Below are 23,712 nucleotides of genomic sequence, written 5' to 3' on the forward strand. Positions count from 1 at the left end.
TATTTCAATTTACTTATTTTTTAAGTTTTATATCCTTAATATAAATGTCTCCTTTTAAACTAAATCTAAACTACTTCTTTTCTTATTTAAATCATATTCTAGTAATTAATCTTAAATTTTTTAACTGTTTAATTTAAATATAAAGCTTCTATGATGTTAATTTTATTTTTTTAAATCCAAACAATATCTAAAATCTCTGGGAAAAACTTCTATTGAATCTGAATCTTTAGGTATAATTCCAACTGCTCTACAGTTTTCTTCATGCTCTCTTCTTAATTTTTCAGGTGCATTTGCATATGTAAAATCTATAGTTATAAACATTCCTTCCTCTCTTCCTTCAAATACACACTCAGATTTATTTAAAGGAGCAGTATCTTCAATAAGACTAGTTGAATCAAATTTAAAGAACGTAACAGAAAACAATAAACATATAATTAAAGCTATTAATATACCATTCTTATATTTTTCATTAAACATATTCGTTACTCTCTTTTTAATATCAGATTTCTTATGTAACCCAGCTACAAATTTGTTTGAAGAATTTGAGCTTCTTCTCATTGCATTTATAATTGTTAAAGCATAGTCTTTTTTATCTTCTGTATTAAACTTTTTTAAAACCCTCTCATCACAATAAAGTTCACAATCTAAATCCATATGTTTATCCATTATATATATAACTGAATTAAACCAATAAACTATTTTTAAAAACAAGACTACATATTTCAAACAGAGGTCCTTACTCTTAAAATGCATAAGCTCATGTCTAAAAATCCATTCAAGTTCTTTTAGTTTATAATCATGTGGTGGTAAAAGCACACATGAATCAAAAATGCTGGTGTTTCAACTTCATAAGAATATTTTAACTTTATATCTTTTGTGATATTAAATTCTTTTAATATACTTACATAAAGATTTATTATTTCTTCATCCTAAACATCATAAGATAAGTCATTTATTAAGTTTTTTAGTTTTATGTATTTAAAGATAGTATAAGTTAAATATATTATTACAGTAGAAATCCAAACATATATCAAAATACTATTACTTAAAGTTGAAACACTATTAAAATGTTCTAAGTTAATATTATCAATATTGGCTTTCGTTTTATTTCTTAAAATATTAACTGTAAAGGTATAATAGGTAAATGGAAGTAACAACTTAAGAACTACTATTAACCATATATAATAATTGAACTTCTTACTAAATCTTTTAAATATCGTTTGCTTAAAAATTAATATTAAAAATATACATAAACTACTCACTATAACTGTTCTAGAAATCCCATTTAGAATTAAGTTAGCCATCAACTCTCTCCTATCTCATTTGAAACATATTTAATTTAGAAATATATTTATTTTTATTTAATATTTTTTCAATTAAGTTTATAAAACTATTTTTATTTAATTATATCTTATTCATAATTAGTGCGTCAATTGACAAGAATTAGTTTAAGTTATAATATATAGACTCTATCTAAAACCTACTAATATTACATTATAAGTGTTTTGAAAGTAAATAATTTTAATTACATCAACTTTAGTTTTATTGATTATAGTTGTATTTAATTTTTTTGCATAGATTACATTAATATATCTTACAAAATAAAAAATGACCCAAATTATTTTGAGTCATACAACTTTTAAGGGCTGTACATAGTACAGCCCTTTTATATATTAAATAATTATATCCTATTATTTATTAAGAGTAATTCTAGTACCATCCTCTTAATTTCATAGCTTCAGCAACTCTCTTAATTGAATGCATATAAGCAGCTTCTCTCATTGTAACATTGTATTCTTCTTTGATTTTCCAAATAGATTCAAATGCTTTAACCATAGCTACTTCTTCTTTTTGCTCTACTTCTTCTTCTGACCAGTAGTATCCATATAAGTTTTGTACCCACTCGAAGTAAGAAACTGTAACTCCACCAGCATTAGTTAATATGTCTGGAGTAAGAACTATTCCTCTTTCAGCAAATACTTCGTCAGCTTCTGGAGTAGTTGGTCCATTAGCAGCTTCACAAACTAATTTAGCTTTTATAGATTCAGCAACTTCTTTAGTTATAGAGTTTTCTAATGCAGCTGGTATTACTATATCAACATCTGAAGCCCAGAACTCTTCTAAAGATATTCTCTTAGCTCCTGGGAAGTTTAATAAGTTACCATGTTCTTTCATATGGTCTAACATAGCTTGACCATCTAAACCATTTTCATTGTATATAGCATAAGAACCTTCTGATTTGCACCATTCAGCCATAGCTACAACAGTACCACCAAGTTTTTCACAGTTAAGAACTGTGTAAGAACCAACGTTTCCTATACCTTGAACAGCTAATTTAGCTTTTTTCATATCTATTCCTAATTTAGCAGCAGCTTCTCTTGCAGTTACAGCAACACCAAATCCAGTAGCAGCTGTTCTTCCTAAAGAACCACCAAATTCAACTGGTTTACCAGTTAAAACACCTATAGCACTTTGTCCAGTTAATTTATTATATTCATCAACCATCCAAGACATTATTTGTCCATTAGTGTTTACGTCTGGTGCAGGAACGTCAACTTTTTCACCTATTAATTTATATATTCCATCTATGTATCCTCTACTTAATCTTTCTAATTCACCTTGAGATAAAGTTGATGGATCTACTATTATTCCACCTTTACCTCCACCATATGGTATACCTGTTACAGAACATTTGAAAGTCATCCATATAGATAAAGCTTTTACTTCGTCTCTTGAAACATTTGGATGGAATCTTATTCCACCTTTTGTTGGCCCTACTGCATCATTATGTTGTGATCTAAATCCTTTAAAAGTTTTTATAGAACCGTCATCCATTTTTACTGGAATTGAAACCTCAATAACCCTCATAGGTTCTTTTAGTAATTCATAAACTGCTGGTTCCATACCTAATTTATCACATGCATTTTTTACTTGAGATTGCGCCATCTCGAAGACATTTACATCTTTTCCTGACATTTGAAAGCCCCCTTATAAATACGTTATAATTATGTATACTCCATTTAGAAAAACCATTTCCTAAATTTACAGTTTAATTATAGCACACTTTATTGCAAATTAGTATATCATTTTCTCAGTTTATTTTTTAACATGGGAGGAAGTTTATTTTTTTAATTTTATGAATGTTAATATCTATTTTTTGTACATTAACTAAAGTCATTCTCTCAATAGACTTTTTTATTATATGTTGCATACTTTCAATTTTTTTTATAACTTCTAAATCATTGATATTTATACTTACAAAAATATTCATAAAATTGTTGCAATTCTCTATATTGGTTTTATTTATTCTATCAATGCTTCCAAAGTTGTACACTTCATATTCAATTATTTGTTTAATTACATCTGCATCAATATAAACTTTGCCAATGTAACTAAAAGTAGGTCTTATAATTGTCTTTTCTAAAACCACCATATTTATATTATTTCCTTTTCTAAAAAACCTTTTTAATGGATTTATACTAAGACCACTTGTCATATTTTTTATTTCAACTGCTGGAACAGGAATTACATGATTTCCTTCTTTTCTAGATTGTTTTGCTATTTCTATTTCATATTTAGTACTTATATCTTGAATATTTATAAATTTATAAACTTTTCCGATTGATAATCTCTCTACAATCTGATTAATCATTTTTTTTGAAGTTCCTATAACAAGAACCTTATTTATGTTTTCTTTTTCTATTACCTCTCTAACCTTTTGCCGATGTTCTAAATTATAAAAAATAGCTCTTTTAACTGCCTCAATAGTAGTCTTTGCTTGTTTTGCTGATATACCTGCTAAAACTTTATTTCTATATATTAAAATCCCATCATCAATTATATAATCTATGTCATTTTCATATGCAAACTCTAGTGCCTTATAACTTTTTCCTGTACCACTTGACCCAACTAAAGCATATACTTCCATTTGATATCTCCTTCATTAAATAGTTTCAAACTAATTGCTTCAAAACTTTATTATTAATTAAAATTATTATATCATTACTAATTGAATATTATATCCAATACTAAAATTTATAAAATAAAATATCACAAGATAAAATTCCTTTATAAAATAAAAAGTTCATTCAAGTAAAAATTAACCAAAAAAAAATTTTACTTTTTTAAAAAAAGGAATATAATATACTTTAAGCAAGGAAAACTTACTGGATTTACATTAAAAGGAGCTGGTAATATGAACATTACAAAAAATTTTTTAAAAGACTATTTAGAAAGATTTAATGAAACACCATTTCTAGTTAGGCTTAAAGACGGGGAAGAATTTCTAGTTGGAGATAGCTCTCCTCAATTTAAAGTTATTGTAAATAATGATATTAGCAAATCTGAATTATTAAAAAGTACATCTTTAGCACTTGGAGAAGCCTACATAAATAGAGACATTGAGGTTGAAGGAGATTTATTTTTAACCTTAAATCTACTTCTAAAACAGATAGACAAATTTAATATTGATAACTCAGCTGTAAAACATTTGCTACATTCATCTAATTCGATGAGACATCAAAAAAAAGAAATACACGCTCATTATGACATTGGAAATGATTTTTATAGTTTATGGCTAGACAAAACACTTAGTTATTCTTGTGCATATTTTAAAGATGATAATGATAATCTTTATGATGCTCAGGTTAATAAAGTTCATCACATATTAACTAAACTAAATTTAGAAGAAGGTATGAGTCTTCTTGATATTGGTTGTGGATGGGGATTTCTATTAATAGAAGCAGCAAAAAAATATAAAATTCATGGTGTGGGAATTACACTTAGCGAAGAACAATTTAAAGAGTTTAATATTAGAATTAAAGAAGAGAATCTTCAAGATTACCTTGAAGTAAAACTTATGGACTATAGAGAACTTAAAGAATCAAATCTTACATTTGATAGAGTTGTTAGCGTTGGTATGCTTGAACATGTTGGCAGAGAAAATTATGAGCTTTTTATTAAAAATGTAAATGCTGTCCTAAAAGATAGTGGATTATTTTTGCTTCACTATATAAGTGGCTTAAAAGAATCTTATGGAGACCCTTGGATAAAAAAATATATTTTCCCTGGTGGAGTTATTCCTAGTTTAAGAGAAATGATACATATTTGTAGCGATTATAACTATCATACTATAGATGTTGAAAGTTTAAGATTACATTATGTAAAAACTTTATTATCTTGGCATAAAAACTTCTATGATAGTCTTCCTAAGATTAAAGAAATGTTTGATGATAAATTTATAAGAATGTGGGATTTATATCTTTGTTCTTGCGCTGCTGCTTTCAATACTGGTATTATAGATATACATCAGATACTTTTCACTAAAGGTATCAAAAATGATTTACCTCTAACTAGAGATTATATGTATTCTTGTTCAAAATAGGTACTTTTATAAATTAATCAAAATTTGAACTTAATTATAAAAATAGAGCTATATTTAAGTAAAGCTTTTATAAACTAAAATCTTTTATCTTAAAATAGCTCTATTTATTTATAAGTTTTAATTCAGCTATTATACACTGTAACAAAACTCTCCATTTTCTTTTATGTTAAAGAAGTCTGCATAACATACATCAAATATCCTATTTTCTAAATCAGATATTTCAACCTTATTTTTTATCAAATGAGTTAATACACCTACATATGAAATATCTCCTTGTATAACTGCTCCATAGATTATATTATCTTTAAAAATAAACTTTTTATAACAATCATTTCCATGTCTAGTTAATACTTTATAACTATCATCTACAGGTGTATTCATGCCTATAGAAATGGTTGGTATATCCATAAAATTCATACTATTTTTAAAAGCAAATTCATCTTCTATCTTTTTATCTTTTCCAACCATATTGTGTGCAGCTATAATTCCTTGTTTTACAGCTATAGGCCAGATGGCATTTTTACCTACAACATCCCCTGCTGCATAGATATCTTCTCGTGTTGTTTGGCATCTATCATCTATTATTATGCCTCTGTCATATTCTATTCCTGTTTCATCCAAAAAGTCAGCATTAGGTTTCACTCCTGTAGCTACGATTACCATGTCTGCATCAAGAATTTCTCCGTTTGAAAATGCAACACCTTTAACATCTTTGCTATCATCTAAAACAATTTCTTGTATTGATGCACTTGGATAAAATTTTACGCCTTTTTCTTTAAATTTATTTTCATATACTGATGCTGTATATTCATCTAATTGTCTATCTAAAATATATTTTTCCATAAAGGCCACTGAAATATCTAGCTGTTCATATTTAAATAAACCAATTAAAGCATCTATCCCAACTAGTCCTGCACCTATTATAACAACTTTCTTCGATTCTTCTGCCTTCTCTTTTATTTTATAAATATCATCTATGTTTCTTACAGAGTATACAAAATTTCCTTCTCTTAAATTCTTTATAGGAGGAATAGCAGAAGATGCACCTGTAGCTATTAAAAGCTTATCATAATTTACAGTGACATCTTCCATTTGAACTAGTTTTTTATCTGTGTCTATTCCTTTAACAGTTTTACCTGAAATCCAATTTATATTGTTTTTCTCCATAAAGTCTTCATCAACAAAGTTTATTTGTTTTAAAGTTCTGTGTTCAGATATAACATGATGTAGCATACATCTTGAGTATATATTTTCATCTTTAGAAATTATCACTATACTAGAATCTTTATCTAATTCTCTCAATGTTTTTGCTGCATTTATACCAGCAGCACTAGCCCCTAACACTACATAATTCATCATTTTCCTCCTTCTGTAATTCAATTGCCCCACTTGGACAATTAGCTACACATCTAGGATATTCCTCATCTTTACATAAATCACATTTAAGTATATTTTGCTTGCTTCTATCATCTGGTTTTAATAATCCATATGGACAAGACATCACACACATATAACATGAACCACATTTTTCTTCATCATATGAAACAATTCCACTTTGACTATCTTTATGCATTGCACCACTCATACATGCTAAGGCACATTCCGGTTCATCACAGTGTCTACAAAGAATTGGAACTGGATTATTATGTTTGCTATCTAGTTCTATATGCCCTCTACTATCATTATCTATATTTTCTAAATCAAGAGTATACATGTCATAATCTTTATTATGCTTTAACATACAAGCTAATACACAACTTTTACAGCCTGTACATAAATCTTTATTTATAAAAATTCTATGCATTACATTCCACATCCTTTAACCCTAAATTTTTTCTTCTGTCTATTATTATTTGTTCTAATTGATCAGCTGAAGATTTAGGATCTGGATTCACTATAACATGTCCTCCTGTTAAGTCTTTTAATTTTTCTGTTAATACCTCTGTTACTAATTTTCCTCCTGTTATAAATGGAGGTAATGCTAAATGAAGAGGTAAACCAAGAGCAAGTCCAAAAGCTCCATCAGCTAATGCTTGTTCTTCTAACCATTGTGGAGCTGAAAGCACTAATGGTAATTGTGGTAAATCTATTCCAAGCTCAGCTGCTAACTCTGTTGCTACTATTTCAAGTCTTCCTATAGCTAAACATGGCCCAAAGTTTAATACTGGTGGTATTCCTAAAGTCTTACATACTTCTTTTAAGTTTTCTCCTGCTAATTCTTCTGCTCCAGGTGACATAAGACCAACATTTTCTAATCCTCCAGTAGAACATCCTGCTGAAAGTACTATAATATCTTTTTTAATTAACTCCTTAGTCAATTCAACAGTATTTACATCATGACCTCCTGCTGTCATATTTGAACATCCTACAACAGCTGCAACCCCTTTAATTTTTCCTTCTGCAATTAAATTAATAAGAGGTTTCCATGAATCTCCTAAAAATGCTTTTAGATTCTTTTCACTTACACCAGTTAAAGACTGCTCAAATCCATGGTCTTTTGGTATATCTATTTCAACACTTCCTCTTCTATCTTTATAAGATTCTAGTGCTTTTTGTATTAATGAATTACTAAGTTCATCTAAATTGCTTCTATCTAATTCTATATATTCTGCATTTGCTTTTTTAGCAACATCATCTAAGCAAACCATTTTTACTTTATATTTATCTGCTATTGGCTCAAGTCCAGGTATAGTACAGTTAAATTCAGAAAGAACTATATCTATTGCTCCAGTTGATAAAACAGCTTCACTTGTAAAGTTGTTACCAGCATGACCAGCAAATACTTCTTGGTAATGTTCTCCTCTTAATTGTAAATCTTGACCAACACATGTACATCCTACTAATTTAAATCCTTTTGCCCCAACAGATTGAGCTAATTTTATAACATCTTCATCTTTTAATCTGTCTTGGAAATTTGCAAATGTTGAATGTTGATGACCTGTTATCATTATATTTATGTAGTCTGGGTCTATTACATTAAATCCTACAGGAGCCATTCTTATAACTGGTTCTCCTAACATAACATCATTTAAAAGATTAGTTAGAGTAAGACCATATAACCCTGTTGATATTCCTAAATTTAAACAGTTGACTAACATGTCTACTGGGTCACTGTTTAAATTTGTTGATGATTTTACTATTGCATCAAACACTTCTGATTTTGCACCACCAGGCATTATACCTAACTCTTTCCATTTTTTTACTCTAGGTGCATAAGCTATTTTTTCTACTAATTCCATCTTGTCATCTCTTGATTTATATAAATCATTTATAACTTTATCAGCTACTTTTATACATTTATCGTATTTTTCATCACTTTCTATTCCAAACATCTCTGCTAATTGATTTAATGTTTTTTCTCCCTTAATAACACCTTTAGTTATTCCAACATTTTTTAAATTCTTAGCTGTATTTTCTACCACATGTAAATAACAAGCTGCCCCTGATGCTACTGCTCTTAAAAAGTTTCTTGCTACTATAGTATCTGCATCTGCTCCACATATACCTCTTGGTGACTTTGAAGTTACTCTACATGGTCCATTTGAACAGAGTCTACAACAGACTCCTTGAAGTCCAAAACCACATTTAACCTTTTGATCTTCAGTTCTATGAAATGCTGTTTCAACATCCTTTGAAGCTACAAAACTTTCTAATTTCTTGTCTGCGCTTTCGCACATTTTACAAGTGTTACAAGCCATTACAAATTCCCCCTTATATTTTTATATTAAAAAAGTAGATTTAATAGCATTATAGTGATTGACTACAATTTAACTATTAAAATCTACTTATTTGATACCACGTTTTCCCAAGCTTCAAACAAAATATAAATTATTAAAATAAATATATATATTTATTTTTTTTTACACTTTTAATTGTTCAAATCTTTACTTATTTTTTCTAGCTTATTTAAAACCCTATCCTTCTCACTTCCATCTAGTACTTTTGGTTGATAATTATTTCTAGAGCTACTAGATGTTATTGCTGTTGGTATTATATTTGGCTCTTTAATTGAAGATAGTTTATTATCTGAGAAGGTAAAAGTTTGTTGATATATATAACTGTCTGTATCAGAAGGATTCTTGTTTCCTCCAAAACAAAAATTTCCTAAACTATAGGCTATATACTTATCTTTATACTTTTCTATACCTTGAACTACATGAGGATGAGAACCTATAACTAAGTCTGCACCCTTATCTATCACATAATGAGCGAAATCTTTTTGTTTTTTATCTGGAGAATATTCCAGCTCTATTCCCCAGTGAAAATAAACCATAACAACATCTGACTTCTCTTTTAGGGCTTTAATCTCATCTTCCATTTGTTTTAAGTTTTTTTCATTGTATTCAGTTGACAATCCATTATATCCCAATAAACCTACTTTAATTCCATTAACATCTATTACTGCATCTTTACCTAAAGCAAAGTAATTTATCTTATTTTCATCCAATATGAACTTAGTGTCCTTCATACCTTCCTCAAAATAATCCTCTGAATGGTTATTCGCAACACTTACTGCCTCTACACTTCCAGACTTCAAAATGTTTATATATTCTGGTTTGCCTTTAAATGCAAACTTCTTCTCCTTCGCCTTTGATGCATTGGTAAGAGGACCTTCTAAGTTAACTACTGTCAAATCATCTTTTTCAAATATAGGTTTTACATTTTTAAGAAAATAATCATAGTCCTTTCCTTGTCTTTCAAATTCATGGTCGAAACTACCATAGTATGATGAACCTTTATAGTTTCCCATAGTTACATCACCAGCAAAACTTATAGTTATATCTTTTATTATAGGCTCTCTTTTTTGTTCTTCAACCTGACTTTGGTTATTATTAGAATCTTTTTTAATATTGTTTTCTTTATTCGAATTATTAGAACACCCTACTACAAGCAACAATAAACTCATAATACATATGTAAACTGACTTATTTTTCATATTAAATCTCCTTTAAATCAACAAATTCTTAATAAAATATACTCTTTAAGAGTATAACATTTTTAAATGTACTACATACATAACTTTTAAACTTTAATTTTATTTTTAAGGTAAACTTCTCTAAGATAAATAAAAATATAAGCAGATTAAAATTTATTGTAAAACTTTAAAATAAGAATATCACAATAAAGTTTTTATTGTAGAATTAATTTAATTGTTATATTCAATAATATTTGTTATAATGTTATTGAATTACAATACATATAAAAGGGAGGATTTCAAAATGGCATATAAAATTACTGACGCTTGTATAAGCTGTGGTGCTTGTGAGGCTGAATGCCCTGTTAGCTGTATATCAGCTGGAGACGACGCATATGTTATAGATGCTGGTTCTTGTATAGACTGTGGTTCTTGTGCAGGAGCTTGTCCTGTAGATGCACCTCAACCAGAATAATAATTGGTTATTCATAAAGAGACTGTCTTAATTTGATTTTATCAATATTAATCAGTCTCTTTTTATTATGCATAAATTAAATAACATTTATTTTTAAATATCATCACTTTACTCCATTAAAATAAAGCATTTATTTCTATTATATAAATTTAATAATATTGTATATAATCCTTTGCTGTGACTCTTTCATTGCTATGTATAAACCTAATATTTTTAATTTGATGTTTCTTTTCCTTCTTCATAAAATCTTTCGTATTTGCTAAAACAATCAAGGCATACCTTCTTGCTATCTTGAATTCTTATATATTGCTCAGGTGCAAACTCTCCACACACTTCACATTTAAGAGACTTAAATATTCTTGCCTTTTCTGGAAGTCTTAATTTTGTGTCTGTAATTTCAAATATATCTTCAAATTCACTTTCTAATAAGTATTTTTTATACCCTTCTCTATCCATATCAAATGGTTTTGATTTCACATATATTCTTATAGACTTTCCATTTTCCCTATTAAAAAAATGGTATACTGATTTACCTGTCATTCTAAGTAGCAAATTCCCTTTACCCATCGTACAACTTAATACCACTTGTATACCATCTATTCCACATGCATCATTTTCAGAAATACATACAATCTCTTCATCCCCTGACTGATTACATTCCAAATATTTTCTCGCTGCAAGTGCCGCTTTAAATCCTATAGCTAGACCTGGACATTCATGACCATGAAATTCAATAGCTTTTTGCCATAACTCTTCCACTAATAGCACTCCCTTTATATTAAGTTTACTTCTATATTATATCAATTTTAGCTTTTATATTTTAAAAAGCCAGATGATTTAATATTAAATCTTCTGACTTTCTCAATACTCTTCATAGTTACTTATTATTAATATGTTTAAGTTGTCTACTTTCCTTCTTTCATCAAATATGATAAAGTAAATAAGCTTTCTGTTAGGTTTACATTTTCAACTATAACACCTTTCGGAACTTCTAAATCTAATGGTGCAAAATTCCATACACCTTTTATTCCAGCTTTTACAACTCTATTAATAACTTCTTGTGCTCCATTTTTAGGTATACATAATACAGCAATATCTATATCATTGTTTTTTATAAACTCTTCTAAAGTGTCTGAATCTAACACTTCAAATTCTCTTATCTTTAAACCTATCATTCTAGGATTTGCATCAAACAAAGCTTTTATCTCGAATCCAGCTTTTCTAAATCCTGCATAATTGGCTATAGCTTGTCCCAAGTTACCCGCTCCTACAAGAACTGCATTATATGGTCGGTCTAATCCAAGTATTTTACCTATCTCAGTATGAAGAGCCTCTACATTATAACCATACCCTTGTTGTCCAAATCCACCAAAGTTATTTAAATCTTGTCTTATTTGAGAAGCAGTAAAACCTATTATATCACTCAATTCTTTAGAAGATATTCTTTGTATATCCCTATCTAATAAGTCTCCAAGATATCTATGATATTTTGGGAGCCTTCTTATAACTGCCATTGATATATTTTTATTTCCCAACATTTTCACCTCCTAAAAGTGTCCTCTTTTTTGTTTGATTCACAATAAAATATTTCTTTTTCAAAACTAATACATATAACCTTGATTATATTATATCAAAACATTATAATTTTAGATAGTTCAAGGAGGTAGAAATTTATGATTGTTTTGTCATGCAACAACTTAAATAAAAGTTTTGGTATAGATTCTATATTGGAAAATATTAGTTTTACAGTAAATGAAGGGGATAAAATTGGTATAATTGGCATTAATGGTACTGGAAAAACTACTTTATTTAAAATAATATCGGGAATTTATGGCTATGATAGTGGAGATATTTACACTTCTAAAGATTGTGAAATCGGATATTTAGAACAAAATACCAATTTTTATTCGGATAATACCATTTTAGAAGAAGTGTTGGAAGTTTTTAAAGATTTGATAGATATGGAATCCTATTTAAGAGAATTGGAAGTTAAAATATCTGAGGAAAGCACAAAAACAAACTCTCCAATTTTAGAAAAAATCATGGATGAATATTCACATAAGTTAGAATTATTTTCAGATTTAAATGGATATGGATATAAGTCTGAAGCTAAAGGAGTTTTAAAAGGATTAGGATTTAGTGACAATGATATGGATAAACCAATAAGTATACTTTCTGGTGGTGAAAAAACTAGGGTTCTTTTAGGAAAATTACTTCTTAAAAAACCAACTTTATTATTACTTGACGAGCCTACTAACCACTTAGATTCTGAAGCAATAGAATGGTTAGAAGTATTTTTAAAACAATACAAAGGTACTGTTATGCTAATATCTCATGATAGATATTTCTTAGACCAAGCTGTAAATAGAATTTTTGAAATTCACAATAAAAGACTTAAAGTATATAATGGTAACTATTCTAAATTTGTTGAGCTGTCTAAAATAGAAAAAGAACTAGAACTAAAAAAATTCGAAGACCAGCAAAAAGAAATAAAAAAACAAGAAGAATCTATTGAAAGACTAAAAGCGTATGGTCGGGAAAAGCACCTAAAACGTGCGAGAAGCAAAGAAAAAGCATTGGACAAAGTAGATGTTTTAGATAAGCCAGAAGCTTATAGAAAAAAAGCTCGTATACAGTTTACTCCCTCTGTTCAAAGTGGGAATGATGTCCTTCAAATTAGAGATGTATCTATGGGATATGGAAAAAGAATACTTTTTAAAGATTTAAACTTAGACATATATAGAGGAGAAAAAGTTGCTCTTATAGGTGCAAATGGTATTGGTAAGTCTACATTATTTAAAATAATAACTAACGAACTACAACCTCTTAATGGTAATATTAAGTTTGGAACTAATGTCCATGTTTCTTACTTCCATCAGGAACAAAAAACTCTTAATTTGGATAACGCCATAATTGATGAAATTTGGGAAAATAATAATCATCTTACTCAAACCACTTTAAGAAATATGTTAGGAGCATTTTTATTTGTTGATGAAGAAGTTTTCAAGAAAATTTCTACATTAAGTGGTGGAGAAAGAGCCAGAGTGGCTATACTTAAACTTATACTATCCAATGCAAATTTCTTATTGTTAGATGAGCCTACTAACCACCTAGATATTGATTCTAAAGAGGTTCTTGAGGAAGCATTAACTAATTATGATGGTACTATATTTACAATATCACACGATAGATATTTTCTAAATACTGTTGTAGATAAGATTCTTGTTTTAGATGAAGATGGAGTTACTGAATATTTAGGTAACTATGATTATTATATTGATAAGAAAAGACAAGTTCAGGAAATGAGTATTGTTGAAGAGAAAGAAGAAAAAACAAGGACTCAAATAAAGGATGAAAAAAGAAAAGAAAGAGAACAAAGAGAATTAGAAAAGAAAAATAGAATAAAAAGGCAAAGTATAGAAAAAGAAATTGAAAAACTAGAACTTAAAATTGAAGAATTAGATGTGCTATTGTGTCAAGAAGAAGTATACTCTAATCCTGAGAAAGCTAAAGAAGTCAGTCAAGAAAAAATCAGTTTAGAAAATGACCTTTCATCTCTATATGATGAGTGGGAAGAGTTTATGTAAAAAGGAGAGGATTATTTGCAAGCATTGTTTTCTTTAAAGGATGAAAATAAAAGGTTTTACAAGATACTTCTATCTTTATGTATACCTATTATCATACAAAACTTAATTTCTACATCTGTAAATGTAATAGATACAGTTATGATAAGTAGTTTAGGTGAAGTATCTGTAGCTTCAGTTGGAGTTGCAAACCAATTTTTCTTCCTTTTTAATATGTCTCTATCTGGTATTACAGGTGGAGCTGGAGTTTTTATTTCACAGTTTTATGGAAAGAAAGATATTAGTAATATAAGAAAGGTTACAGGTCTTACCTGTATATTAGCACTAGCTTTAAGTTTTGTATTTGTTATCCCTGCTCTACTAACGCCAAAACCAATAATACACATATTTTCTTATGATTCAGAGGTTGTAAGACTTTGTATAGAGTATTTTAGTATTGCAGTATTTAGTTATCCATTGATAGCTATAAGTACAGTGTTTAGTACTGGTTCTAGAGGTGTTAGGAATCCTAAGTTAGGTATGATTTGCAGTGCATTTGCTCTTGTAACAAATGTTATTTTAAATTATGGATTTATATTTGGTAATTTAGGGCTTCCTGCATTAGGCGTAAAAGGAGCTGCTTTAGCAACTGTAATTGCAAGAATATGCGAATTAATTTTAATGCTTACTTATGTCTATTTTTATAAAAAAGACTATATATTAAAATTTGGTTTGAAAAATCTAAAGGCTATTGATAAGATTTTTATCAAATCTTTTTCATCAAAGAGTTTCCCTATATTTGTAAATGACTCTGCATGGGCAGTTGGAACTGTTCTGTATTCTGTTGCCTATTCAAGGGCAGGTACATCTGCTATAGCGGCAAGTCAAATAGCAACTAGTACAGGTAACTTCTTTATAATGACTGCTGTATGTATTGCATCTGGTGCATCTATTATGCTTGGTAATGAACTTGGTGCTGACCATATCAAAAGAGCCATTGAATATGCTAAGAAATTTTCTATACTAGTGTTTTTAGCTGGTTTAATACTTGGAATTATTTTAATTTTAAATATCCCATTATTATTAAAGATGTTCAGTGTTTCTGATAGCTTGTCTTCTGATATAACTAAAATATTTTTTATAATGGGTATACTAATGGCTCTAAAATCATTTAATACATTAATTATAATTGGTATTTTGAGAAGTGGTGGAGATACTAAATATGCTCTATTTTTAGAATTAGGATGTATGTGGTTAGCTTCACTTCCTTTAACTTTTATAGCTGCATTTAAAGGGGCACCTATATTTATCCTTGTTCTACTCACTTACAGTGAAGAAGTTGTAAAATTTATATTTGGTGTACCTAGAGCATTATCTAAAAAATGGGCTATTAACATAGTTAAAGAAATTGATTAATAACAATAGTATATTTTAGTAGTATATAATACTTTAAAATAGTCTCACTGAAAACAGCTAAATTATTTCTAGTTTTCAGTGAAGCTATTTTTTATAGAAATTATTATATTATATTTAAGTGAAATAACAATAATATTTATAACTATTTATCTTCTAAAAATTCCTTTACTTCAAATGCTAATCTATATAATTTATCATAATTCAAAACTTCATATGTACTATCTATTTTTTTAATTATACCCTTTTCAATTAAATTCAATAGGGAATGGTATCTACTCTTTCTACTGATTGAATAAATTTCACTAAAATTACGAATATACTTTGCTTTACATGTACTATTCTCTTGTTTTTTTAATATACAATAGGCAATGACTTCTGTACAAGAAAATAATTCTCTTACCATTCTAGTCTTGTACAACTCATATATTCTTCTTGTACATTTACTGTGAAATAATTCAATAAAATCTCTTTTAAGGTATAACTCATCAAAGACATCTTTTTTAAATCGGAATAATTTTATATTAGTTTTCGCAAAGATATCACATTTCAAATTATGTTCATATATATAACTAATTTTACCTATAAATTCATTTTCTGGTACAATATCAACAAGAAATTTATTTCCTCCTCTAGTAGAGCATTCTACTAATGCAACTCCCTCTATTATAAAAAAGACTTCTTGTAAATCTTCATCTGACGCTACAAATCTTTGCCCTTTTTTATATTCAACAATGGATACTTGATTTAAGTTATTTTTAATAATTGGGTATATGCTCGTTTCTTCTGCTTTCATTAAATTCTCCTTTTATGATATATTGTGTAAAATATTCTATTTATATATTTTAATTTAGATTAATTTTTAACAAAAGATAATATAACAATTAAATTAATCTTGACAAATCTATTCTACTCAAGCAGAATAAACTTATACATATATATTTTCATATATTATTTATTTTAATATAATTCTATATTTATGAAATTGTATTATCAATAGAATTTGTTAAAATAAATTTTTTAGATGTATATTATAATTTAATCGAATAGAAATGAAAAATATACATACATTTTAGATTTTAAGCAACAATTAGGGGGATTTGGTGACAAGATTTAATTATAAGGAAGAAGGTTTCTATGTATGATTCTCAAAAAATCATATCTAGGCACCTTCTTTTTTGTATAAAACTCTATTAAATTTAAAAAGTTAGATATAAAATTATTGATGTTACATAAAAAAGATATTAAAATTAAATTATTTTATAGTATTAATAATGTTGAATAGTTTAAGTATTAATATTGTATAAGTTTTGTACCATTTTAGATACAATGAGATATATTGATTATGGAAATAACCTTCCTGTAAATATTATTAAAAACTATTTATTATATAAATAAGGAGAAATCAATGAAAAAATCAGTAGCTTTGGTAAATGATAGCAGAAAAGATTTAATAGATTTTTTGGAAAATAACTTAAAGTTAGTTTTTGGAGATTACATAAAAATTAACAGATATTTTATAAATGAAATAAATGATGATGATATTATAAACGATGACGTAATATTAGTAATGTCTGTAGAGAGATTAGATAAAATTATAAATAATATATTGGACAAGAAAAAAGTTATTGTAATAAGAAGAACTTTTAAGGAAGATAAAGTATATGATTTATTATCCTTACCACAAGGTACAAATGCTTTAATTGTAAATGATTCTGATGAAACTACTTTAGAGACTATAAGCTTATTTTATAAGATTGGAGTAACTAATATCAGACCAGTTCCATATATGAACGAAAATAATTATAAAGATATAAAGATAGCTATAACTCCAGGAGTTCCAGAAAAAGTCCCTAGTTTTATCTCAGATATTTTTGATTTAGGTCATAGATATATAGATATTTCTACATTTATAGAAATAATAAACTTATTACAAATCGATTCAAAAGAAATACAATCTAATCTAGTTAAATACTCAGAAGAAATAATAAGTTTAGACACAGGTATAAAAGATAAATATAAGGAACTGTTTTTAAAGATAGAAGAATTAGATACAATATTGAACTTATCAAAAGATGGAATATTATTTACTTCAAAAGATGGTGTAATAAATACATATAATAGTAAAGTAAAAGACATCTTAAATATAAAAGAAGATATCTATGGTAAACATATTGAAGAAGTGTTTATAGATAGTTTAAAGGTTTTATTAAATGAAAAAGAGATATTGGACAAGGTTGTTATATTTGATAAAAAGTATATAAATGTAAATAAAAAAAACATATACAATAAAGATGAAAAAATGGGTACATATTACAGTTTACAAGAAATAACATACATAAAAAAGCTAGAACAAAATTTAACTAAAAAATTAAGAGAAAAAGGACAAATAGCAAAATATACATTCAAAGATATAAAAACAAATAGCCCAAAGATGCTTGAATGCATAGATTTAGCTAAAAAAGTTTCTAAATCTGATTTAAGTATACTTATTAGAGGTGAAAGTGGAACTGGTAAAGAACTCATAGCCCAATCTATACACAATAATTCAACTAGAAAAAATCAGCCATTTATAGCAGTAAATTGTGCAGCTGTTCCCGAAAACTTACTAGAAAGTCAGTTATTTGGATATGATAAAGGTACTTTTACTGGTGGTCTAAAAGAAGGAAAACAAGGATTATTTGAGCTAGCAAACAATGGAACTATATTCTTAGATGAAATTGGCGACATGCCCTTAGAACTACAAACAAAGCTCCTTAGAGTTCTTCAAGAAAAACAAATAATGCCTGTCGGTTCTCATAATATAATTAATATAGATGTTAGAATCATATCAGCTACTAATAAAAATCTAGAACAAATGATTGATAATAGTAAATTTAGAGAGGATTTATATTATAGATTAAATACAATTCCAATAAATATACCTCCTTTAAGGGAAAGAAAAGAAGATATTTTAATTATTATGGAAGATTTAATTAATAAAAAGTTATTGATTACACCAGAAGCAAAAGAGCTTCTACAAAACTATAAATGGAAAGGTAATATAAGAGAACTCCAAAATGTAACATCTTATTTAAATATTATGTGTGATGATATTGTACTTGAAAAGGACTTACCTCCAAACTTAAGAACTTTAGATAATAAGAATTCCCCATTAAAACTAAAGTATAATAAAAATGATATTTTAAATATACTAGAAGTGTTAATCTTAAATAAAGAATCAGATGTTGGTATTGGTAGAGGACTAATTTTACAAAGATTACTAGATAAAAATATTCAAATTACTGAAGGGAAAATAAAAAAAATATTTGAATATCTAAAAAAAGAAGAATTTATAATTTGTAATTCAGGAAGATATGGAAGTAAAATAACTCAAAAAGGAGAAACCTTTTATAATAAATTAAAGTATGAAACTCTATAAGTTTATCAAATATTAAATAAAAAATCTATTAGGGAATAATTTGTTTCCTTAGTAGATTTTTTTGTTTGCTAAATACATAAAAATTATAGTTTATTTTTATCTAATTAATAGGAATTAATAGGAATAGGATACATAAAAATTTTCCTATTTTCTTTATAAACACTCATATATAGCATAATCTTTATCCAAAATAAGATTTTTTACTGAAAATTGCAATATAATATTTATTTTTCATACTTTTCATACAATATAATGATTTTTTTTATTCAATATTTTTATAAAAAACAAAATTCTTAAGTAAAAAAATATGGCATAATAATTGCTTAACTATATTAACAAAACAATAAAAAGCAATTGGAGGAATAAAAATGCAACCAGCTTTAAAATTAGAAAATCAAGTTAAAGAATTAGAAAAAGATTTTGTAATAGAAAGTTGTAATTCTATAAAACCTTGGTTAATAGATGTTAGAAGAGAATTACACAGAATTCCAGAATTAGCTCTTGAGGAAAATCTTACAAAACAAAAAGTCATTTCTTATTTAAAAGAAATAGGAATTGATTATATGGAATTTACAAAACACAATGGAATTATGGCATACATTTTAAAGGAAAATGCAGATAAAACTATTTGTATAAGAGCAGATATGGATGCGCTTCCTATAGAAGAAGAAAACGATATACCTTACAAATCAATACATAATGGAAAAATGCACGCTTGTGGTCATGATGCGCATACAACAATGCTACTTGGAGCATGTAAAGTACTCCATTCAATGAAAGATAGTCTAAATGTAAATGTAAAATTCTTATTTCAACCAGCAGAAGAAGGTTTTGGTGGAGCAAAATTCTTGGTTGAAGACGGGTGTTTAGAAAACCCTAAAGCTGATTATATATTTGGGCTTCATGTCATGCCACACATTAAAACAGGATTTATTGAAACAAAATACGACACATTAAATGCAAGTGTTGATACTATAGAAATAAGTGTTAAGGGTAAAAGAGCTCATGGTGCATACCCTGAAAATGGTATTGATGCAATAGTCACAGCTTCACAAATTGTTACATCACTACAAACCATAATAAGTAGAAACCTAGAACCAAATAATGCTGCAGTTTTGACTATAGGCAAAATATATGGTGGTGATGCACATAATGTAATATGTGAAGATGTAAAATTAGAAGGTACATTGAGAACTTTAAATAGTGAGACAAGGGATTTTGTAATTAATAAGATTACTAAAATTGTTGAAGATACAGCATCTGCATTTGGATGTATTGGAACATTATATGTGAGTGACGAAAATTACCCTGCTGTTATAAATGAAAAGGAATTAGTAGATACTGTTATTTCAAATACTAAGGAATTACTTGGAGAAGAAAAATTTATACTGAGAACAAACCCTTCATTAGGTGGAGAAGATTTTTCTTTTTATACAGAACATTGCAAAGGAGCCTTCTTCCATTTAGGGTGCAAAAACGAGGAAAAAGGGCTGACTTCACCTCTTCATACCTCTAAATTTAATGTAGATGAGGATTGTCTGCCAATAGGAGTTATGATGCATGTAATGAATACTTTATATTTTAATTAATATGGTAATTAATAAAAGAATAGGAGATAAATTAATATGGAAAAAGCTAAAAAATTAGGGTTATTTAGTATGATATTATTAGGAATTAATAGTATCATAGGTTCAGGTATATTCTTACTACCAGGTAAAGTTTACAATCTAGCAAGCCAAAACAGTATATTTATATATATTTTTGCTACACTTCTAGTTCTATCAATACTTTTATGTTTTGCAGAGGCTGGAAGTATGTTTGACAAAAATGGAGGTGCATATTTATACTCCAAAAAGGCATTTGGTGATTTTATAGGTTTTGAAGTTGGTACAATGTCTTGGGTTATTAGAATCATATCATGGTCTACACTAGCAGTAGGATTTGCAACAGCTTTAGGCGCATTTTGGCCAGAAGCTGCTACTGAATATAAAGGGTATATCGCAGTGACATTAGTGACATTACTTTCAATAAACAGCTTATTTGGAATTAAAAGCACAAAGATAATGAATAATGTAATAACTATAGCTAAATTAGTACCATTAATAATTTTTGTAATAATCGGAATATTCTTTATAAAATTTGATAATGTTGTTCCTTCAGGTAATGTTGTAAATTCCAGTATAGGACCTGCTATAATATTAGTATTTTACGCGTTTACTGGATTTGAATCATTTGTTGTAGCAAGTGGAGAAATGGATAATCCTAAAAAAAATCTTCCAATAGCATTAATAACTACAATATTTATATGTGCAATAATTTATATCTTAATTCAAGTTGTCTGTATGGGTATACTTGGAGACAAACTATTTGAAAATAGTATTCCAATCGCAGACGCTTCAAGCGTATTTTTAGGTAATTATGGCAAAGTCTTTATATCTGTAGCAACATTAATATCTATATTCGGAATAAATATAGGTTCTTCAATAGTAACTCCTAAATGTGGCTCTGCTCTAGCAGAAGAAGGTTCTCTTCCAGCATTTATAGGAAAAACAAATAAATATGATGCTCCATATGTAGCAATAATAATGTCTTTAATCTTCTGTATACCACTTGTATTAACTGGAAGTTTTGAACAGCTTGCAGTAATGAGTGTAATTGCCAGATTTGCTCAATACATACCAACTTGTTTGTCAGTAATAGTTTTAAGAAAAAGAGCAGATATTCAGGCTTCATTTAAAATTCCTTTTGGTCCTGTTATACCAACAGTAGCTATATTAGGTAGTTTATGGTTGTTACAACAAGCTTGGCTTGAAGATATGTCAAAACCTGTAACTCAAAATAGGGTTTTGATAGGACTAGGAGCAATGTTATTGATAGCACCTTTATATGTACTTATGAAAAAAAATAAAAAAAATGAATGTGAGTGCGAAAATAAATCAGAAGATTCAAAATTGTATATCCCAAGAGAAAAAATTCAGTAATATTTTATAGATTACTTGACATTCTTTTTTATTTTAAATTTATAGAAAAAGTCAATAAAGACCTAAATTTTGTTATTTACACAAAGTTTAGGTCTTTATTTTTTCTAATAAGTAACATATATTAAATACTATAATCAAACATCAAAATTCAAACAAGTTTCAGGTTCATCTTCTATTTTTGCTATTTTAAACTTACATGCAATTAATGCTAGAGATACCAATGGATTTATAATATTTAATAATGCATATGGACCATATGTTAATGCAGATACCCCTAATGTTGCTGTTATATACGCTCCACATGTATTCCATGGTACCAGTGGAGAACTTAAAGTTCCACTATCTTCTAAAGCTCTTGACAACATCTTAGGGTGTATACCTCTCTTTTTATATTCCTTATTATACATTCTTCCTGGTATAACTATAGATAAGTATTGTTCACCTGCTATTATGTTAGTAACCGTGCAAGTTACCATTGTACATAATACTGTTCCAAATACACCCTTTGCTAATCTTAGTAAAGAAGAAGCTACTGCTTCAAGCATGCCTGTTTTTTCTAAAATACCTCCAAGAGATAAAGCACATATTGTTAAAGATACAGTGGACATCATATTCATAATCCCACCTTTAGATAATAAAGCATCTACCTCTTCTATTTGTGTTGATGAAACATATCCATTTTGTGCTGCGTCTAATATTACATTCATAGATTCTCCTTGGAAAACTATTGCAAACAATACTCCTAATACAGCACCTACTATAAGTCCTGGTATCGCAGGAACTTTAAATATAACTAATCCAATTACTATTGCTGGAGCTAATAATAATACTGGTGATAAAGTATTGAATGTAGAATCTAATGTAGACCTAATTAACTCTATCTGTTTTATGTCTAATGCTTGACCTGAATACTTCATTCCGATTACACCATAAATTACTAAACAAATTAATAATGATGGTATAGTTGAATATAGCATATATTTTATATGTGTAAACAAATCTGTTCCTGCCATAGCTGGAGCTAAGTTAGTCGTTTCAGATAAAGGTGATAGTTTATCTCCAAAGTAAGCTCCAGATATTATAGAACCAACTATTAATCCAGTTGGCATACCCAAGCTTTGGCCAATTCCTAAAAGTGCTACACCTACTGTACCCATTGTACTCCAAGATGAACCTGTTGCAAGAGATACTATTGCACATACTAGTGTTGATGCTACTAAAAAAATATTTGGTGATAAAATTTTTAGCCCCCAGTAAATCATACATGGAACTACTCCACTTACTATCCAAGTTCCTATAAGTACACCTATTATAATTATGATTAAGATTGCTTGCATTGCCATCTTTATACTATTGAACATACTTAATTCTAGGTCTTTCCATTTAAATCCAAGCCTATATACAGCTACAAGTCCTGCTACTGCTGCAGCTCCTATTAGTGGTACATGAGGTGATGAGCCATACATTAATACCCCTAAACTTAAAAATAATATCAAGCAAGTAATTGGTATCATTGCATCAAACAGATTTGCTTTTCTACATTCTCGCTCTTTCATAAAAT

General features: G+C 28.0%; 19 protein-coding genes. 7 read left to right on the plus strand and 12 right to left on the minus strand.

The window, feature by feature from the left end; all coding sequences use genetic code 11:
• Positions 1-162: 162 nt before the first annotated feature.
• From KGF45_RS12540 to KGF45_RS12555, 4 genes are all read right to left on the minus strand, one after another.
• The gene (locus KGF45_RS12540) at positions 163-816 is read right to left on the minus strand and encodes a M56 family metallopeptidase (RefSeq protein ID WP_227827833.1); all 654 of its coding nucleotides are present in this window, start codon (positions 814-816) and stop codon (positions 163-165) included.
• Between the two features lie 113 nt (positions 817-929).
• On the minus strand, positions 930-1,304 hold the full coding sequence (locus tag KGF45_RS12545; protein WP_227827834.1) for a M56 family metallopeptidase: 375 nt from the start codon (positions 1,302-1,304) through the stop codon (positions 930-932).
• Positions 1,305-1,710: 406 nt separating this feature from the next.
• Positions 1,711-2,976, minus strand: a complete 1,266-nt coding sequence (gene gluD, locus KGF45_RS12550; RefSeq protein WP_227434603.1) for a Glu/Leu/Phe/Val family dehydrogenase — start codon at positions 2,974-2,976, stop codon at positions 1,711-1,713.
• A gap of 127 nt (positions 2,977-3,103) precedes the next feature.
• Positions 3,104-3,928 (minus strand): ATP-binding protein, encoded by an 825-nt coding sequence (locus KGF45_RS12555; RefSeq protein ID WP_227827835.1) that lies wholly within the window; start codon positions 3,926-3,928, stop codon positions 3,104-3,106.
• A gap of 267 nt (positions 3,929-4,195) precedes the next feature.
• Here KGF45_RS12555 and KGF45_RS12560 point away from each other — a divergent pair, with 267 nt between their 5' ends.
• On the plus strand, positions 4,196-5,383 hold the full coding sequence (locus tag KGF45_RS12560) for an SAM-dependent methyltransferase (RefSeq protein WP_227827836.1): 1,188 nt from the start codon (positions 4,196-4,198) through the stop codon (positions 5,381-5,383).
• Positions 5,384-5,512: 129 nt separating this feature from the next.
• Here the strand turns inward: KGF45_RS12560 and KGF45_RS12565 are convergent, their stop codons facing one another.
• From KGF45_RS12565 to KGF45_RS12580, 4 genes are all read right to left on the minus strand, one after another.
• On the minus strand, positions 5,513-6,739 hold the full coding sequence (locus KGF45_RS12565) for an FAD-dependent oxidoreductase (RefSeq protein ID WP_227842665.1): 1,227 nt from the start codon (positions 6,737-6,739) through the stop codon (positions 5,513-5,515).
• A complete protein-coding gene (locus KGF45_RS12570; protein ID WP_227842666.1) occupies positions 6,714-7,187 on the minus strand; it encodes a 4Fe-4S dicluster domain-containing protein in 474 nt (157 codons plus the stop codon). The genes KGF45_RS12565 and KGF45_RS12570 overlap by 26 nt, the downstream gene beginning before the upstream one ends.
• Entirely contained in the window at positions 7,180-9,081 is a 1,902-nt protein-coding gene (gene cooS, locus KGF45_RS12575) for an anaerobic carbon-monoxide dehydrogenase catalytic subunit (RefSeq protein ID WP_227842667.1), read from the minus strand. Before cooS ends, KGF45_RS12570 begins: the two co-directional genes overlap by 8 nt.
• Before the next feature lie 170 nt (positions 9,082-9,251).
• Complete coding sequence (locus tag KGF45_RS12580) at positions 9,252-10,319, minus strand: CapA family protein (protein WP_227827840.1); 1,068 nt, start codon at positions 10,317-10,319, stop codon at positions 9,252-9,254.
• Between the two features lie 283 nt (positions 10,320-10,602).
• Between KGF45_RS12580 and KGF45_RS12585 the strand changes: the two genes are divergently transcribed.
• The gene (locus tag KGF45_RS12585) at positions 10,603-10,773 is read left to right on the plus strand and encodes a DUF362 domain-containing protein (protein WP_009888017.1); all 171 of its coding nucleotides are present in this window, start codon (positions 10,603-10,605) and stop codon (positions 10,771-10,773) included.
• A 213-nt stretch (positions 10,774-10,986) separates the two neighbouring features.
• Here the strand turns inward: KGF45_RS12585 and KGF45_RS12590 are convergent, their stop codons facing one another.
• Together KGF45_RS12590 and KGF45_RS12595 are read right to left on the minus strand one after the other, a co-directional pair.
• A complete protein-coding gene (locus KGF45_RS12590; protein ID WP_227842668.1) occupies positions 10,987-11,541 on the minus strand; it encodes an FmdE family protein in 555 nt (184 codons plus the stop codon).
• Between the two features lie 137 nt (positions 11,542-11,678).
• Entirely contained in the window at positions 11,679-12,311 is a 633-nt protein-coding gene (locus KGF45_RS12595; protein ID WP_227434586.1) for a redox-sensing transcriptional repressor Rex, read from the minus strand.
• Positions 12,312-12,446: 135 nt separating this feature from the next.
• On the opposite strand from KGF45_RS12595, the gene KGF45_RS12600 reads away from it, so the two are divergent.
• Positions 12,447-14,360 carry an ABC-F family ATP-binding cassette domain-containing protein gene (locus tag KGF45_RS12600; RefSeq protein ID WP_227842669.1) on the plus strand — a complete coding sequence of 638 codons (1,914 nt, stop codon included), beginning with the start codon at positions 12,447-12,449 and terminating at the stop codon, positions 14,358-14,360.
• A 15-nt stretch (positions 14,361-14,375) separates the two neighbouring features.
• On the plus strand, positions 14,376-15,752 hold the full coding sequence (locus KGF45_RS12605; RefSeq protein ID WP_227827843.1) for an MATE family efflux transporter: 1,377 nt from the start codon (positions 14,376-14,378) through the stop codon (positions 15,750-15,752).
• A 142-nt stretch (positions 15,753-15,894) separates the two neighbouring features.
• Here the strand turns inward: KGF45_RS12605 and KGF45_RS12610 are convergent, their stop codons facing one another.
• The gene (locus KGF45_RS12610) at positions 15,895-16,545 is read right to left on the minus strand and encodes a Crp/Fnr family transcriptional regulator (protein ID WP_227842670.1); all 651 of its coding nucleotides are present in this window, start codon (positions 16,543-16,545) and stop codon (positions 15,895-15,897) included.
• A gap of 612 nt (positions 16,546-17,157) precedes the next feature.
• Between KGF45_RS12610 and KGF45_RS12615 the strand changes: the two genes are divergently transcribed.
• The 3 genes from KGF45_RS12615 (at position 17,158) to KGF45_RS12625 (ending at position 22,151) form a co-directional block, all read left to right on the plus strand.
• A complete protein-coding gene (locus tag KGF45_RS12615) occupies positions 17,158-19,170 on the plus strand; it encodes a sigma 54-interacting transcriptional regulator (RefSeq protein ID WP_227827845.1) in 2,013 nt (670 codons plus the stop codon).
• A 368-nt stretch (positions 19,171-19,538) separates the two neighbouring features.
• Entirely contained in the window at positions 19,539-20,759 is a 1,221-nt protein-coding gene (locus KGF45_RS12620; protein ID WP_227842671.1) for a M20 metallopeptidase family protein, read from the plus strand.
• A 36-nt stretch (positions 20,760-20,795) separates the two neighbouring features.
• The gene (locus tag KGF45_RS12625; RefSeq protein ID WP_227842672.1) at positions 20,796-22,151 is read left to right on the plus strand and encodes an APC family permease; all 1,356 of its coding nucleotides are present in this window, start codon (positions 20,796-20,798) and stop codon (positions 22,149-22,151) included.
• 134 nt (positions 22,152-22,285) lie between these two features.
• Here the strand turns inward: KGF45_RS12625 and nhaC are convergent, their stop codons facing one another.
• Positions 22,286-23,707, minus strand: coding sequence for a Na+/H+ antiporter NhaC (gene nhaC / locus KGF45_RS12630; RefSeq protein WP_227827848.1), 1,422 nt, complete (start codon positions 23,705-23,707; stop codon positions 22,286-22,288).
• Positions 23,708-23,712 lie beyond the last annotated feature (5 nt).

This window comes from Clostridioides sp. ZZV14-6154, assembly GCF_020657785.1.
Lineage (GTDB): Bacteria > Bacillota > Clostridia > Peptostreptococcales > Peptostreptococcaceae > Clostridioides.

Excerpts from the sequence above, each read along its gene's own strand:
- KGF45_RS12625 (WP_227842672.1), top strand. The coding sequence starts at position 20,796 with ATGGAAAAAGCTAAAAAATTAGGGTTATTTAGTATGATATTATTAGGA.
- KGF45_RS12580 (WP_227827840.1), bottom strand. The coding sequence starts at position 10,319 with ATGAAAAATAAGTCAGTTTACATATGTATTATGAGTTTATTGTTGCTT.
- KGF45_RS12570 (WP_227842666.1), bottom strand. The coding sequence starts at position 7,187 with ATGCATAGAATTTTTATAAATAAAGATTTATGTACAGGCTGTAAAAGT.
- cooS (WP_227842667.1), bottom strand. The coding sequence starts at position 9,081 with ATGGCTTGTAACACTTGTAAAATGTGCGAAAGCGCAGACAAGAAATTA.
- KGF45_RS12545 (WP_227827834.1), bottom strand. The coding sequence starts at position 1,304 with ATGGCTAACTTAATTCTAAATGGGATTTCTAGAACAGTTATAGTGAGT.
- KGF45_RS12555 (WP_227827835.1), bottom strand. The coding sequence starts at position 3,928 with ATGGAAGTATATGCTTTAGTTGGGTCAAGTGGTACAGGAAAAAGTTAT.
- KGF45_RS12615 (WP_227827845.1), top strand. The coding sequence starts at position 17,158 with ATGAAAAAATCAGTAGCTTTGGTAAATGATAGCAGAAAAGATTTAATA.
- KGF45_RS12560 (WP_227827836.1), top strand. The coding sequence starts at position 4,196 with ATGAACATTACAAAAAATTTTTTAAAAGACTATTTAGAAAGATTTAAT.
- KGF45_RS12565 (WP_227842665.1), bottom strand. The coding sequence starts at position 6,739 with ATGAATTATGTAGTGTTAGGGGCTAGTGCTGCTGGTATAAATGCAGCA.
- gluD (WP_227434603.1), bottom strand. The coding sequence starts at position 2,976 with ATGTCAGGAAAAGATGTAAATGTCTTCGAGATGGCGCAATCTCAAGTA.
- KGF45_RS12585 (WP_009888017.1), top strand. The coding sequence starts at position 10,603 with ATGGCATATAAAATTACTGACGCTTGTATAAGCTGTGGTGCTTGTGAG.
- KGF45_RS12600 (WP_227842669.1), top strand. The coding sequence starts at position 12,447 with ATGATTGTTTTGTCATGCAACAACTTAAATAAAAGTTTTGGTATAGAT.
- nhaC (WP_227827848.1), bottom strand. The coding sequence starts at position 23,707 with ATGAAAGAGCGAGAATGTAGAAAAGCAAATCTGTTTGATGCAATGATA.
- KGF45_RS12610 (WP_227842670.1), bottom strand. The coding sequence starts at position 16,545 with ATGAAAGCAGAAGAAACGAGCATATACCCAATTATTAAAAATAACTTA.
- KGF45_RS12595 (WP_227434586.1), bottom strand. The coding sequence starts at position 12,311 with ATGTTGGGAAATAAAAATATATCAATGGCAGTTATAAGAAGGCTCCCA.
- KGF45_RS12620 (WP_227842671.1), top strand. The coding sequence starts at position 19,539 with ATGCAACCAGCTTTAAAATTAGAAAATCAAGTTAAAGAATTAGAAAAA.